The sequence below is a fragment of the Paenibacillus sp. FSL K6-1330 genome, assembly GCF_037976825.1.
Lineage (GTDB): Bacteria > Bacillota > Bacilli > Paenibacillales > Paenibacillaceae > Paenibacillus_AQ.
Genome location: NZ_CP150269.1, coordinates 4,533,434 through 4,549,187, shown reverse-complemented (window position 1 = coordinate 4,549,187; position 15,754 = coordinate 4,533,434). Strand labels below are relative to the sequence as shown.

At 51.0% G+C, this 15,754-nt stretch carries 11 protein-coding genes; 7 read left to right on the top strand and 4 right to left on the bottom strand.

Annotation, left to right across the window (positions count from 1 at the left end; genetic code table 11):
- Positions 1–74: 74 nt before the first annotated feature.
- The gene (locus NYE54_RS20495; protein ID WP_339265817.1) at positions 75–1,304 is read right to left on the bottom strand and encodes an aminopeptidase; all 1,230 of its coding nucleotides are present in this window, start codon (positions 1,302–1,304) and stop codon (positions 75–77) included.
- A gap of 166 nt (positions 1,305–1,470) precedes the next feature.
- Here NYE54_RS20495 and NYE54_RS20490 point away from each other — a divergent pair, with 166 nt between their 5' ends.
- Positions 1,471–3,051, top strand: coding sequence for an MDR family MFS transporter (locus tag NYE54_RS20490; RefSeq protein WP_339265815.1), 1,581 nt, complete (start codon positions 1,471–1,473; stop codon positions 3,049–3,051).
- A 228-nt stretch (positions 3,052–3,279) separates the two neighbouring features.
- Here the strand turns inward: NYE54_RS20490 and NYE54_RS20485 are convergent, their stop codons facing one another.
- The 3 genes from NYE54_RS20485 to NYE54_RS20475 form a co-directional block, all read right to left on the bottom strand.
- A complete protein-coding gene (locus tag NYE54_RS20485) occupies positions 3,280–4,101 on the bottom strand; it encodes a carbohydrate ABC transporter permease (RefSeq protein ID WP_339265813.1) in 822 nt (273 codons plus the stop codon).
- 16 nt (positions 4,102–4,117) lie between these two features.
- Positions 4,118–5,077 carry a sugar ABC transporter permease gene (locus tag NYE54_RS20480; RefSeq protein ID WP_339265811.1) on the bottom strand — a complete coding sequence of 320 codons (960 nt, stop codon included), beginning with the start codon at positions 5,075–5,077 and terminating at the stop codon, positions 4,118–4,120.
- Between the two features lie 450 nt (positions 5,078–5,527).
- Entirely contained in the window at positions 5,528–6,784 is a 1,257-nt protein-coding gene (locus NYE54_RS20475; protein ID WP_339265809.1) for an extracellular solute-binding protein, read from the bottom strand.
- A gap of 439 nt (positions 6,785–7,223) precedes the next feature.
- On the opposite strand from NYE54_RS20475, the gene yqeK reads away from it, so the two are divergent.
- The 6 genes from yqeK (at position 7,224) to NYE54_RS20445 (ending at position 15,754) form a co-directional block, all read left to right on the top strand.
- The gene (yqeK, locus tag NYE54_RS20470; RefSeq protein ID WP_339273584.1) at positions 7,224–7,859 is read left to right on the top strand and encodes a bis(5'-nucleosyl)-tetraphosphatase (symmetrical) YqeK; all 636 of its coding nucleotides are present in this window, start codon (positions 7,224–7,226) and stop codon (positions 7,857–7,859) included.
- 22 nt (positions 7,860–7,881) lie between these two features.
- On the top strand, positions 7,882–8,613 hold the full coding sequence (locus NYE54_RS20465) for a metallophosphoesterase family protein (RefSeq protein WP_339265807.1): 732 nt from the start codon (positions 7,882–7,884) through the stop codon (positions 8,611–8,613).
- A 351-nt stretch (positions 8,614–8,964) separates the two neighbouring features.
- A complete protein-coding gene (locus NYE54_RS20460) occupies positions 8,965–10,395 on the top strand; it encodes an SWIM zinc finger family protein (protein ID WP_339265805.1) in 1,431 nt (476 codons plus the stop codon).
- 26 nt (positions 10,396–10,421) lie between these two features.
- The gene (locus tag NYE54_RS20455) at positions 10,422–12,284 is read left to right on the top strand and encodes a HEAT repeat domain-containing protein (RefSeq protein ID WP_339265803.1); all 1,863 of its coding nucleotides are present in this window, start codon (positions 10,422–10,424) and stop codon (positions 12,282–12,284) included.
- Between the two features lie 15 nt (positions 12,285–12,299).
- Positions 12,300–13,403 carry an AAA family ATPase gene (locus tag NYE54_RS20450; protein ID WP_339265801.1) on the top strand — a complete coding sequence of 368 codons (1,104 nt, stop codon included), beginning with the start codon at positions 12,300–12,302 and terminating at the stop codon, positions 13,401–13,403.
- Positions 13,400–15,754 carry a DUF5682 family protein gene (locus tag NYE54_RS20445; protein WP_339265799.1) on the top strand — a complete coding sequence of 785 codons (2,355 nt, stop codon included), beginning with the start codon at positions 13,400–13,402 and terminating at the stop codon, positions 15,752–15,754. The genes NYE54_RS20450 and NYE54_RS20445 overlap by 4 nt, the downstream gene beginning before the upstream one ends.

Genomic DNA, 15,754 nt, shown 5'->3' with positions numbered 1-15,754 from the left:
CTGGAGCTTTAGTGTCAGCCTCTTTTTAGGTTGAAGGCTAATGGAGATTCATGTTAAGGGTATGGAGCAATGAATTAAACCCACCGTCCACCGCGAAATACAGGTTCAATCGTGCCGTCAGCCAGCACACCGTCAATGTCCAGTTCAGCCGAACCGATCATGAAATCAACATGCGTCAGACTAACATTGGCTCCGCGAGCGATGAGTTCTTCCTTGCTCATCTTGGTACCACCCTCGATATTGACAGGATAGGCGCTTCCCAGTGCAAAGTGGCACGATGCATTCTCATCGATACCGGTGTTATAGAAGACACGGTTCAGCTGGGAGATTGGCGAATCATGCGGTACGAGTGCCATTTCTCCTAGATAGGACGCGCCTTCGTCCGTTTCCAGCAGTGTTGTGAGGTGCTCCCGCCCGGATTCGGCTTCATATTCGACAACTTTGCCGTCCTTGAACGTGAGCTTTATGCCTTCTACCAAGCGGCCGTTCAGATTAAGCGGAAGCGTACTGGTTACGGTCCCGTTTACGCCTGTACGGTGCGGCATTGTGTAGATTTCTTCGGTTGGCATGTTTGCCACGAAATATACGCCGGCTTCATTCTCGTCACCGCCACCAAGCCAGAGATAGCCTTCCGGCATGTCCACGCGCAGATCCGTTCCCGGCGCACGATAGTGGAAACTCTTATAGCGTTTGGCATTCATGTGATTCTGGCGCAGTTTCAACTGAGCAATATGATCCCGCCAAGCGGCAACCGGATCTTCGCTATCCACTCGATTCATCTGGAATACCGCATCCCACATCGCTTGAATACGATCCTCTTCGGGAAGATCCGCGAATACCTTATCGGCCCAGGCACGGGTAGGTGCCTTAATGAGCGACCAGCTGATTTTATTGTTGCGCACATAAACTTGGTATTTTTCGTTAGCTACGGCAGCGGCTTTCACGGCTGTAGATACTTTGGCTGAATCAATGCCTCGGAACAGCTCCGGATCCGGAACCTTAATGCGCAGAATGGCTCCTCCACCTTCTGAAAGCTGCTGCATGGCGTCGGCCTGCCACTGCGGATAATAACCGAAAGAGTCAGCGGGTGCTTTCTCGTAGCGAATGCGGGTGATTCTCTCATCATCCCAGTCGACTTGCACATATTTGGCGCCTGCATCGTATGCTTTGGCCACGATGTGGCGTGTCAACTCTACGGTTTCGATTGGAGCATTGACAATCAGTACTTGGCCCGGTTGAACGTTTACGCCTACCTTAACGACCAGCTCCGCGTATTTCTCCAGATATTTCTCGAAATTGTCCATATGTAGATTTCCTCCATTTCAGATGTACACTCTATTTTAACATGTTTCCTCTGTGTTCGAAAAAAAGTGGAATCAGGACAAAAGTGTGACAGTCAGCTGTCATATTTTCTGAATTACAATGACGACAGTAAAGAAAGAAACCTACTTAGAAGGAGTGTATGAGAACGTGAAGACACAATCGACCAACAAATTGCCCATCGTGCTCACAGGCCTGCTGCTCAGCATCTTAATGGCCTCCATGGACAATACAATCGTAGCGACCGCAATGGGGAATATCGTCGGGGAGCTCGGAGGACTTGATCATTTCGTATGGGTGACTTCCGCTTATATGGTCGCTGAGCTTGCGGGAATGCCGATCTTTGGCAAGCTGTCCGACATGTACGGTCGCAAAAAGTTCTTTGTATTCGGGATGATTGTATTTATGCTGGGTTCCGTACTGTGCGGTACGGCGAACTCCATTACAGAACTGGCGCTATATCGTGCCGTGCAAGGCATCGGCGGCGGTGCGCTGATCCCGATTGCATTCGCTATTATGTTCGATACGGTTCCCCTTGAAAAGCGGGGTAAGCTCACCGGGTTATTCGGAGCCGTGTTCGGATTATCCAGCATATTCGGACCGCTTGCAGGTGCGTATATTACGGATCATATTACATGGCAGTGGATATTCTATGTTAATTTGCCAATCGGCATCGTGGCTTTCATGATGGTCACGCTGTTTTATAAGGAATCGCATGAACGTTCCAAGCAGCCGATTGATTGGATGGGAGCCGCTTCACTCCTGACGGGCGTCATCTGTTTTATGTTTGCTTTAGAGCTTGGCGGCAAGCAGTTGGCGTGGAACTCCTGGATTATCCTGGCGTTATTTGCTATGGCGTTTGTCATGCTGGTTCTCTTCGTGCTTGCTGAGAGAAGGGCGCAGGAACCGATTATTTCCTTTCGTTTATTCAAGAATAAACTCTATACGTCCAGTGTGCTGTGCGGTTTATTCAGCGGAGGATCGTTCATCGTGGCTTCCGTTTATATTCCGATTTTCATTCAAGGGGTACTCGGTGGAAGCGCAACGAACTCGGGGCTCGTCCTGCTGCCAATGATGGTGGGTTCGGTCATCACGGCTACAGTCAGCGGTTTTCTGATGAGTAAAATATCGTATCGCAACATCATGATCCCGACGCTTGTCCTGTTCACGGGAGGGATGGTGCTCGCTTCGACGCTAACTGCGGAATCCAGCAGGTTCATCGTAACCCTATACATGGTACTGATCGGGCTTGGCATCGGCGGATCGTTCTCCGTGCTGAGTACAGCCGTCATGCATGGCTTATCCTATAAACAGCGCGGGATGGCGAGTTCGACCTTTAACTTCACGCGATCGCTTGGAATGACCATTGGTATAACCGTGTTCGGGTTGATACAGAGCCGATCCTTCACCGGATCCCTGTCATCGGGAGGAGTGAACAACGGCGGACTTCCTGAAGGATTCGATCTGAAGGATCCCCACATCTTATTGGCGCCGGAGACAAGGTCGCTGATTCCCTCAGAGCTGCTCAAACCGATCTCCGACAACCTCGCTTCCTCCATTGCCATTACATTTGCCTGGGCTATCGTTCCTGCAGCATTAGCGCTCGCCGCAGCAACGTTAATGGGGCGCAAAAAGTTGGATGAAACAGCGGAGTTAAAGAGAGAGGCGGTGGTTGGTTCAGAAGAGGAGGGAGAAACTCCGGATAATGAAAAGCTGGTGATGGTGCCGTAGCGTTTACGGTATGGCGGTATGACCCGGATCAAATTGATCTGTCTCATAAACGGATTTGCTCATTGGACTGATGGTTCGTCAGGTTGAAAACCATGTCCTATGAAGAAATGGCGGTGCTCAGGATGTTATCCTTTGCACTGCCATTTCTTGCTTTTCGGCCGGTTGCTCTTAACTGAATAAGAGGGCATCCCGTCAGATCCAAGACCTTTTGGGACACCCCTCTTACCGTTAACTCTTAATGGCACCTGCTGCAATATCGGAAATGAATTGCTTGCTGATGAACAGGAACATAACGATCAGCGGAATGACGGCTAGCAGCGTACCGGCAATGACCATCGAATAGTCGGTCGTGTATATTCCGTTCAATGAGGAGAGAGCAACCTGCAAAGTGAATTTGTTCTCATCATTTAGAATAATAAGCGGCCACAGGTAGTCATTCCATACGCCGATGAACGTGAAGGCGGCCAGGAATGATAAGGCGGGACGCAGAATCGGCAGCGATATATTCCAGTAGAGGCGGAAGAATCCGCAGCCGTCGATTTTGCCTGCATCTAGCAGCTCTGAGGGTACCGACTCCTGTGCATATTGCCTGATCCAGAAGATCCCGAAGGCGTTTACCATTCCGGGAATGATCAACGCTTTATAAGTTCCTACCCATCCGAACTCTGCCATAATGACAAACGAAGGTACCAGGGACAACTGGGCAGGCGCCATCATGGTGGCAAGCAGCAGCACAAACAGCCATTTTTTGCCTGGGAATTGGAATTTAGCGAACGTGAATCCGGCCAGGGAATCAAAGAATAAGACTAACAGCGTACAAGCGGAAGCAACGAACAGGGTATTCCAGAAGGCGCCGAAGAAATCAATGCTGCTCAGCACTCTCGACACGTTATCAAGCAAGTGAGGACCGAACCATAGTTTCGGGGGGAAGCTGTAAATGTCCGAAGTGGTTCGCGTTGCCATGACAAGCAGCCAGTAGAAGGGGAAAATCGACACCAGCAGTCCGGCGATTAACCCGATGTGAAGGAATAAGGATTTCCATTTGAACATACGATTCACCCCCATTTCAGTCATTGGACGGACTGCCCTGCACCATTTTCCAGTTCACGATGGAGAAGAGGGCAATGAGCAGGAACATTCCCCAGCCGACGGCAGCGCCATATCCGAAATAGTTATTTACGAAGGCTTCACGGTACAGGTAGAGGACGATGGTCAGACCGCCGCCGCTGACGCCGCCATCATTGCCGACAAGCACCTGCGGTTCGGTGAAGATCTGCATGCCGCCGATGGTCGAGGTGATGACCGTGAAGAGAATGATGGGTCTTAGATTTGGAATGGTGATTTTGAAAAAGGATTGAATACCGGAGGCTCCGTCGATCTTGGCTGCTTCGTACAGGACGGTCGGAATGCTCTGCAGCCCGGCAAGATAGATAATGGCGTTATACCCTGCCCATCTCCATATGACCATGACCGAAATGGCGAGCTGTATGCCCCATGTCTTATTCAACCACTCGATAGAGTTCAGGCCGAGCAAGGACAGAATATAGTTGAGAAGGCCGTAATTGTTCGAGAATACGGTGCCGAATACGATGGCAACCGCCACGAGTGAGGTAACGTTCGGCAGGAAATAACCGATCCGGAAGAAGGTGCGGAACCGGACAAACGATGCATTAAGCAGGAAGGCAACGACCAGCGCGATGAACAGCATCGGTATCGTGGAGTAGATCCAGATGAGCAGCGTGTTGCCGACGGCTCTCCAGAATTCCGGATCGGTGAGCATGAATTGGTAGTTGCCCAGCCCGTTGTAGGTCATCTCGCCGATGCCGTCCCATTTCTGAAAGGACAGGAACATCGAGAAGGCGATCGGAAAGAGCCCGAATATGGCAAATAGAATGTAAAAAGGGGAAATCGCCAAATATTCTTTGCGGTGTTTCCATATCTGTGCTGACAGTCGGTCTTGTGATTTCGGATGCTTAGGAACAGGCTTCTGTTCCAAGGGTGTATGATTCAGCATTGGATTATCCATCGTACTGTAACCTCCTCAAGCGGTTGGTATTTAAGTACTTATAGAGGTTGTTCAAAAAGTCCGCTTTTGATAAGAAAACCTCTATCGAGGCCACTTCAAGGATGAGCGACCGCGATGCATAGGTAGGTTTTCTTGCGATATAGAATTTCATCAGTTCCACTGATAACTCATAAATTCTATATCTAACACGAAGCGAATCAGGAAGCAGCTCGGCATCGAATCTTGAATTCAGCCGGGCCTTCCGGTGCTCACGTACCCAAAACAGCAGATGCTTTCGAAGTCGTTTTCTGCGAAAACGTACGCTCCGCTCCTGACGTCCCTAGCTTCATCCAACTGAAGCGTTTTGAAAAAACGCACATCGGAAGCATAAGCTTCGGTGCTGAAAATCGACCTTTTTGAACACGCACTTATAGCCATCGAGAAACATACAGGTAAGAACCGGATCCGGGTTTAGCGCAGCAGTTCTTTTTTGACTCTGGCCAGCGCGTCTTCCCAGGCTTTATCAGGATTTTTGCCTTGGAGCGCAACGGATGACAGCTCTCGATTGACAATGCCGTTTACATTAGCGAATTTACCACCGAAATAAGCAGGTTTGACGTTACGCGCAGAGTCCGAGAACACCTCGCCAGTTGCCTGATTCCCGAAAAATTCCTCGGGCTCCTTCATCACGGGGGCATCCAGCGCGTCTTTGGCGGAAGGGAAAAGGTTGATCTTCTTGAAGGATTGAACCTGATTTTCCGGATTCTGAATATATTTCATTACTTCAAATGCTTCCTGCGGATATTTACTCGTCTTCATGATGGCGAGGAAGGAGCCGCCATTGTTGCCGTCCCCACCAGGGGCGCGTGCTACTCTCCATTTACCGCTGGTATCCGGCGCCGCCTGCATCAATATTTCCTTCATCCACACCGCACCGACAAAGGAAGCGACCCGTCCATTGTTCATGGCGGCATTCCATTCTGAGGAGGAAGTATTAGTGTTGGCGCTTAGCTTCATCTGTGAAGCCTTCACCGCCGTATCCCAGGCCGTCTTCATGGAGGATTCAGGGGTTTCGCCGATAAACGTATTGTCCTCGGCAAAATATATGCGTTCAGACTGAGCATTCATTTGTGTGTAAATGTTAGTGATGTTGTCGAGCATTTTTACTTTTTGATTAAAATGCTCCTGCAGCTTCTGCCCGGCTTCCAAATATTGATCCCAGGTGCCGAGCTGCGCGTGGACATCTTCTGGTTCGGTCGGTAGCCCGGCTTCCCCGAACAAATCTGACCTGTAATATAGGGCGGTTGGCCCCGTATCGATCGGAAGGGCAATCATGGCGCCTTCCGGGGTAACGCCAAGCTTCCATTTCCAATCCAGGAACTCCGGCTCAATCTCCTTGGCGCCCAGCTCATACAGATCGTAGAAACGATCCGAACTCGTAAACAGCTCTGCCACCCAGTCGTTAAAAGCGACGATGTCCGGTCCTCCGGAACCAGCCGCCAGCGTTGTTTTTAGCTTCGATTTGAAGTCGCCACCGATTTTTTGTGCATCGATTCGGATCCCCGGGAACTCCTTTTCAACGGACTTAATCAGCTCATCGTCCAGGCTTCGGTTCCAGTACCAAAGTGTAAGCGTTTTCGTTTTTTCGGTGGAAACATTTCCAGCGCACCCGCTGATGATCATAACAAGAATCAGTAACCCCAAGCTAACCATCCTGCGTATATTCACTATCGTCAGCCTCCTAACGTGGTGAAGTCGGTGATGCTTAAATCTTATTCAGTTACCAAGCTTGCGTGAGTATAAATATATGATTACGTTTATAAACATTAGACTAAAAATCGAAACATTCCATAAAAAGGAATAATAAATGGACAACCTGGGGGCGATATCACGGATCGATCAAGTCTTTCTAATATATCATTGCCTCCTCCTTCTGTAGGTTCGTTAGGTCATGCTCGTCATTAATATCCCGCATCACCTACACGAATGGGTTCGGTCGATGAGTTTTAGAATCGGATGACCTCCTTTCTTTGACTTTCTTGTATAATAGCTTCAAACTATTCTCAGTATAAGCTAATATTGTAATGGAAAATGAAGTGCTAGATTGGTAAATTCAAGGGAATTAGGTGAGGTGAAAAGAGTGAATGACCCGCATAACCGTCGCTTGATCATCTGCTCCTATCGTGAGCTTGGGGAACACGAGCTCACGGGGATTCTTAGGAATGACGTGGCCTCCTTTCTGCAGAAACACCAATGTCCAAAGACAGCAGAGCATGTGCTGAAAGTGGGGGAGGAAGCCCGCAGAATTGCTGTTCTCTATGGCGCCGATCCGACCGCTGCTGAATATGCCGGGTATCTGCATGATATTAGCGCCGTTTTTCCGAATCATGTCCGCATTCAAGTAGCCCGCGAGATCGGGGTGGAAGTATTGCCTGAAGAAGAGCAATTTCCCATGATCATCCATCAGAAAATTTCGGCATATATGGCCGAGGATTTGTTCAAAATTACAGAACCTGAAATCTTGAACGCTGTTGGTTGCCATACGACGTTAAGATCCAAGGCTACATTGTTAGATAAGGTACTGTTCGTCGCCGATAAGATGGAATGGGATCAAACGGGAATCCCCCCGTATTTAGAGGAGATTACGGAGCAGTTGCAAACCTCGCTGGATCATGCCGCATTTGAATATATTCAATACTTATGGAATCGGCGTGAATTGCTGAAGGTAGTCCATCCTTGGCTTCGAGACGCATATGATGAATTACGGGATTCACTAAACCATAACCTCGGGAATCCGAAATAAACGAAGTTTGGAGGCGGGTTCATTGACGCAAATTGCATTGATCTCCGACATACATGGAAACATTCCTGCCTTGGAGGCCGTTCTGAAGGATATCAAACAACGTGAAATCGAAACCATCTATTGCCTGGGTGACTTGATTGGGAAAGGTCCGCACGGAGATATCGCGGTTGATCTGGTCAGAACCCATTGCCAGCAAGTCATCAAGGGGAATTGGGACGACTTTATAGGTAAGGAAACCGATGATCCGGTCCTCCAATGGCATCAGCATAGACTTGGAAGCGAGAGGCTTCAATATCTTGCCGAACTTCCGTATATCCTTGAGTTCATGATGAGCGGCAAATGGATCCGGTTGTTTCATGCATCGCCCCGCAGCGTGTACGAGCGAATACAACCATGGGATGACCAGGAGAAGCTGGAAACCTTGTTTCACAGTTCCCCGCTGTGCGGAGACCCGAGAATCGCGGACGTCGCCGGTTACGCGGATATTCATAACGCATATCACCAGCATCTGGACGGGAGAACGCTGTTTAATACCGGCAGCGTCGGCAATCCCCTTGAAATGCCAGAAGCCTCCTATGTCATTTTGGACGGAATTTATGACAGCGAAGAACTGGCTTCTTTCAACATTCAATTTATTCGCGTGCCATACCCTATTGAACAAGCCGTACAGGATGCCTTGGAATCCGGCATGCCTTCCCCTGAGGACTATATTCTCGAGGTTAGAACGGGGCGGTATCAAGCAAGTAAAGACTAAGGATAATATCGATTTCTGAAGAGCCGGTGATGCTGGCTCTTTTTTTTAGAGATAAGAAAGTATAAACTTCCAAAGCTTAGCATCCTTATCTCGCAAGAAAAACTTCCGCTAAATGCGGTCTGTCTACTGAGAAAGTACGTCGATAGACGTTTTTCTTATGTCACCCATCGCATAAATTTATTTTACATTATTATCTATTAAAGGATGAAGGTGATCGATTAAATAGGAATGAATGTTCTTAAATAGGTCTTAAGAAGGGTAGGGAGTCAGCCGCAGATTCGATATGATTAAGAGTAATGGATAATTTTGCTGTGCATGACTAGCAGCGACTTGATTTAGGAGGGTATGAGTTTGGTTGAGATTACAGAGTCATGGATCGATTCGCAGGCACCGAATAGTGCAGCCATAAAGAATGGACAGGGGCTTGTCAAAAAAGGGCGGTTTCTGCAGCTCCATCATTCGGAGGATCATGCCGTACTTTTTGGCACGTGTGCAGGCAGCGGAAGTTCCGACTACCAGCCGTCTGCCGATTTTGCGGTACCGGAGAAGCCGGTTATGCGGTGTACTTGCCCGAGCCGGCAGTTTCCGTGCAAGCATGTGCTTGGACTGCTTTATGCGTATGCGGGCGGAGCGTCGTTTTCATCCGCCGAGGTACCGGAGGATTTGGCCGCCAAGCGGGAGAAAGCGGAGAAGCGGGAAGAGCGCAAGCTCAAAGAATCTGCCGAAGGGGCAGCGCCCAAACCGAAGAAGGTCAACAAATCGGCATTAAAAAAGAAAATCAATGCGCAGCTGGAAGGTCTGGACGTATTGGAGAAGCTGATCCACTCGTTGATCCGGAACGGATTAGGAACATTGGATAAAAAGGAACAAAAGCTGATCCAGGAACATGTAAAACAGATGGGCAACTATTATTTATCGGGTGCTCAGTCGGAACTTCGCCGCCTGGCGCTGGTGTTGTCGGACAAAGACCAGGAGAAAGCTTATACATATGCGGTTGAGCAGCTTGCCGTTATGAATGCAATCATTAAAAAAGGCAGGCAATACCTGGCTTCAAAGCTTGAGGATCCGGATATGGCGCTGGACCATGAGTCGACGATTGAGGAATGGCTGGGGCATGCCTGGCAGCTGACGGAGCTGCAAAGTTTCGGACTCGTAAGCGAACAGGCGGAGTTGATACAGCTTTCCTTTCTGAGTTATGCCGACGATGCACGGCTGGAGCATGTGGATATCGGGTACTGGATTCAAAAGGACAGCGGCGAAATTCACCGAACGATTCAGTACCGTCCCTATAAGGCCGCCAAGCTGATGCGTGAGGAAGACAGCTTTTTCGAAAAAGCCCGAATCCCAGTGCTTTACCGTTATCCGGGGGACATGAACCGACGGGTCCGCTTTGAAGAGATGGCTTCAATTCCGGTGACCGGGGAGGATTTGGTTTGGATTCACGAATATGCAGCGTGTTCTTATGCTGAAGCCGTTAAAAAAGTAAAGAACCAGCTGAAAAATCCGCTCGCTGACAGTCAGCCCGTGATACTGCTTCATGTTTCCCGGATCAGCCGGAACGACGAAGGCCAATATGCCATCACGGATGAAGCCGGACAATCGATTGCACTTGGCGACGTATTCTTACAATCGACGGTACCAATGCTGCGGTATCTGCCGGAGGAGAAGCTGAGCGGCGTCTCCATGCTGGTTATGTTTGAGCACAGCCTGACCACGGGCCGTCTCTTGGCGCAGCCGCTGACCATTATTACGAATAACGAAATCATCCGGCTGTTGTACTGAGCAGGGTTAACGAAGGAGGAACGACCATGAGTACGGCATTATTGCAGGAGCTTAACCAGGAGGTTAGGCGTTTATATATTGCCGGCAGCGAACTCGCAGCCGGCGACTTTCGCCTCAAGCGGCTGGTGCCGCAGTTTCAGCAGCTTGGAGAGCGCGCTACCGTGTTCAAGAGATTGGGTGAAGGAATCAGCGCTTTAATCGAACCGGAATCCGGGAAGGAGACTCCGTCGGCACAGCTGCTTCAGGATTTGAACCAGCTGTTGAGCTCCGTGCTGCATACGCAAGGAACGACAGCCCCTGAAGGAGAGCTCCACCCGGTAGAGCATCATCCGGTTTCACTGTCATCCCATTTATCCTTCCGCAAGCTTTCCGCTGTACAGACAGCGCTGACCACAACGGGCGGCGGTCGTTACGAGATCATAGAAGAAGCATGGAAGGAGGGCTTGTTCCGGGATTTCCGGCTGGTATACCTTGCGATTGAAGCCTTGAATGACCCTTATGTGGAGATTGGAGAGCTTGCGGCCAATGAGATTTTGCCGTCGTATGGCCCGGAAATCATTCCATTTCTGCTGGAAAGCTTTGATCCCGCAGGCGGAAGGTCGGAGTCGCGGAAGCTGAAGGTGATGACGCAAACTGGCGGTAAGGAAATAGCGGAACTGATTCGCCAAGCGGCCGAGACCGGCAGCGATGAGGTGCGGTGCATGGCGATTAAATTGCTTGCCCGCTACGAAGAGTATGAAGCTGATCTGATGGAATGGAGCAAGAGCAAGAAGAAAGTCATCCGAGAAGCGGCTTATGGCGCACTGGCAGAGAACGGTTCGGATCAGGCTGTGGAGCGATTGTATGAAGCCGCTCAAGGAAAAGACAAAGAGCTGGTTAACCCTGCCCTGGGCAAATGCCGTTCCGTCTTGTTGACGGATTGGCTTGTACGAGATATGTCCGCCGAGCTTCAAGCGGTTTCCGAATTTCCGGATGACAAGCAAAAGCTGGAGGAGAGCTGGAGCAAGGTGAAGCGCTGCTTGTGGGCACTGCACGACAAACAAAGTCCGGCGCTCGAAGAGCTATACCGGAACGTGCTTCAGCAATATTCCTTATATATCAAGTCTTTGGGCTGGACATACCTTATAAATGAAGCGGTCATTTACATGAATCGCGTGGATTCCGAGGAAGCCAGGGAACTGCTTCGCCAAAACGCGGAGAACGATTTGGAGCAATACAGACATAGCAGCTCATATGTCCGCGAGGTATTCCAAAAAGCCGCGCGCGTGCTGCCGCCGGACCGCGTATATGAACAATACAAGGACGTTCTGATGCAAGGCTTCGCCTCCTCGTCGCTTGGCAAGGCGGCCAAAGAACGAAAAAGGCTTTTGGACACCCTGTCGGATATGGTTATCCATCGGCAGTATAAACCATATGAGGAAGTCATGCCGTTTACGGGGAAGGAGAGCTACACGTATTACGTGGAAATGCTCCCGCAGGAGCAGCTGCAAGCAAGCTGGGATGACAGATGGCTGGAGTTGTTTATCGAGCAGGATGAGCTTGCGCTGGTAAGTGCGTTCGCCCGCCGGGGACATCACAAAGCCGAGTCTTATTTACAGGCGAAGCTGAAGAATTCTCCGGAATTCCGCAACCGTTTTGCCAATTTGATCATCATGGGGCTTGTTCGTTCTGGCATGAAGGATGAAGCGTTATTTGAAGCTATCGTGGCCGCACTGGAAGATAAGCGCAATCACGACTGTTACATGATTGAACCATTTATTTTCAAGCAGCTTTGCCGATTGCCTGCAGGGTATTATGACCGCGTTTATGCGGCGCTGGGCAACTATCGTGACAACGCCGAGGATCAGCTTCGTTACATCCTTCGGATGATGAAGGAACAAGACATTTAAAGGAGTGAAACGCCCATGGCAGCAGGCCAAGAGCAATTACAAGATATCATGCGGCAGCCGGCGGAAATACTGTTCCGTCACGAGCTGGAAGCGCTGCGTAAGGAGGATTCCGGGAACATTCCCGCCGGATGGCAGATGTCGCCGCAATCCGTACTCAAATTTATCGTCGGCGGCAAGGCAGGCAAAACGGAGATCACGCCTAAATATATCGGGAACAAGCGGCTGATCGAGATGGCGGTCGCTACCTTGGTAACCGACCGTGCTCTATTATTGATCGGGGAACCAGGTACGGCCAAATCCTGGCTGTCCGAAAATCTGGCGGCAGCGATCTACGGGAATTCCGGGCTGGTCGTTCAGGGAACGGCAGGAACGAGTGAAGAGCATGTCCGGTATTCGTGGAACTATGCCATGCTGCTCGCACAAGGCCCGACTCCCGAAGCGTTGGTGCAGAGTCCGATCATGCGGGCGATGGAATCGGGAGGGATAGCCCGTTTTGAAGAGATTTCCCGCTGCGCTTCGGAGGTACAGGATGCGCTGATCTCCATTTTGTCCGAAAAGACGTTATCGGTGCCTGAGCTCGGTAAAGAAATGAACGCCCGGAAAGGCTTCTCTATTATCGCCACTGCAAATACCAGAGACCGCGGGGTCAATGAGATGTCAACGGCGCTCAAGCGCCGTTTCAATATTATCGTTCTTCCCGCTCCAGCGGATCTGAATACCGAAATCGAAATCGTAAAGAAACGGGTGTCGGAGATTGCCTCCTCTTATGATCTGCAGGCTGCTGCTCCCGCAGATGAAGCACTGCTCAAGGTTGTGACGATCTTTCGTGAGCTGCGCAGCGGCATGACGCTGGATAAAAAGGAAAAGGTGAAGTCCCCGGCCGGGGTGATCTCGACGGCCGAAGCGATTTCGCTCCTGACAAACAGCATGGCGCTGGCTGCGAGTTTTGGCAGCGGTGAGTTGACGGACGAGGATTTGGCAGCGGGACTTCAAGGGGCGATTGTTAAGGATGATGATAAAGACCGGCTCGTATGGAAGGAATATCTTGATAATATCATGAAGAAACGCGGGACCGAGTGGCGGGGCTTATATAACGCATGCAAGGAGATCAACCAGTGAATGCTGCCGGCATACATGTTTTTGGAGTTCGGCATTTGTCGCCCGCCGGTGCGAAGCATGTACTGGATTTTCTGGATGAGATCAACCCTACGGCGGTGCTCATCGAAGGGCCGGCGGATGCAAGCGGGGAAATACGTCATCTGACCCAGGCAACAACGAAGCCGCCGATAGCCATATTGGCGTTTACCGAAGAACTGCCCGTACGAACGATTTTGTGGCCTTTTGCGGTATACTCCCCGGAATATCAGGCCATGAGATGGGCGCAGAAGCGCGGAGCTTATGCGGCATTCATCGATCTGCCCTCATCCACAGCCGTTTGCATGCAGGAGCTGCGCCGCAGCTCGGAGGGTGAAGCGGACGGGGAAGAGCTTGGAGGCGAGGATCATGGATCCGGCTCGGGACCAGCTGAGCCGATGGACGAGAGCCGGCCGGACGAAAAATCCGTATATGAGCTGATTGCCGAGCTTGCCGGCGAATACGATTACGATATGTACTGGGAGCGGAGTTACGAACATAATTTGAGCGAAGGATCTTACCGGAAATCCATATCGGCTTTTTCCATGCAGATGAGAGAACTGTCGGAGGAAAAAGAGCGGCGTGAGGATACTGTGGAATACGCCTACAATGCCGTCCGGGAGTCGTATATGCGCCGTCAGATTGTTGAAGCGATTGCGGCGGGGCATAACCCCGAGCGCATTGTAGTCGTGTGCGGGGCTTACCATGCCTCGGCCCTTAGCGAGTTGTCCAGTCCGATGAGCGACGAGGATTTGAATCAGCTTCCTTCCCGGATAACCAAGCTGACGCTAATGCCATATTCCTATTATAAACTGTCGTCCATTTCCGGTTATGGTGCCGGAAATATCGCTCCCCATTATTTTGAGATGATGTGGGAACGAATGAAGGAGGGCTCTTTAGCGGAATTGCCGCATCATTATTTATCCATGGTGGCGGGCTCGATGAGAAAGAACGGTACCCACCGCTCCACGGCGGAGGTGATCGAAGCCGTCCGGCTAGCGGAGTCGCTGGCAGCGCTCCACGGGGGCGGTCTCCCGACACTGCGGGATTTGCGGGATGCGGCCCAGACGCTGCTTGGGCGCGGCGAACTTGCCGTCGTGGCAGAGGAGCTTGCACGTGTGGAGATCGGCACGGCGATCGGCGAACTGGCGGAAGGCGTCAGCCAGACCCCGATCCAGGACGACCTGAACCGTCAGTTGAAGAGGCTGAAGCTGGAGAAGTATAAATCGGTTGTTGCCAACGATTTAATCTTGGATTTGCGCGAGAACCGGAGAGTAACCTCGAAAGAGTCCGCGTATCTCGATTTGAACCGGTCCTTTTTGTTTCATCGCTTGAAGCTCTTGGGAATTGATTTTGTTAAAGCCAGGCCCAGCGGGCAGGAGCAAGGTGCGTGGGCCGAGCACTGGGTTGTGCAATGGGCACCGGAGGTTGAAATTCAGGTCGTTGAATCGACGCTGCTGGGGGAGACGGTAGAGGTGGCTGCCGCTTATATGCTCCAGCAAAAGCTGGCGGGCTGCAGCTCGATTGCCGAAGCCTCTACGCTTATCCGGATCGCCTATGAATGCGGGATGATTCATCAGATGGAAGCGGGTCGGCAGACCCTGCAAAAGCTTGCTGTGGACAGCCGCGATGTCGTTCAGATTGCGGCAGCTTCCCGGGAGTTATCCGTGCTGATCCGTTTCGGCGGGATCAGGCGGATGGATACGGAGCCGCTAGTACCGCTGCTGCAGCAGCTCTTTATGCGCGCTTGCTTGTTTCTGCTCGATGGCAGCCAGTGCAGCGACGAGGTATCAGGCCCGATGATCACCGCCATGAATGAACTGAACAGTGTCGCCATGGAGCATGCGGAGCAGGTGGATGAGGAACTTTGGCTGCAAGAGCTCGGGCATTTGTCCGAAAGAGATGACCTGAACGCCCGGTTGTCAGGATATGCGTGTGCGGTATTGATGGAGCGGAATGCGATTTCCGCCGGGCAGTGTGCCGAAGAAGTGTCGCGCAGATTATCCCCCGGCATTCCGGCCGATTTGGGTGCAGGATGGTTTGAAGGCTTATCGATGCGGAACAGGTATGCTCTTCTCTCGCGGTTAAGTCTGTGGGAGCAACTGAATGAATACATCCAGTCCCTGGAGGATGATGAATTCACTCGTGCGCTTGTATTTCTACGCCGGGCGTTCAGCAGCTTTTCGGCGAAGGAGAAGACGATGATTGCCGAACTGCTTGGCGAGCTATGGGGCGTGAATGCAGAGCAGGCTGCCGAGATTTTGACCGGTGACCTGAAGGAGGAAGAAGCGAAGATGATTGACGATTTGAATGATTTTGACTTTGAGGATTTTTAG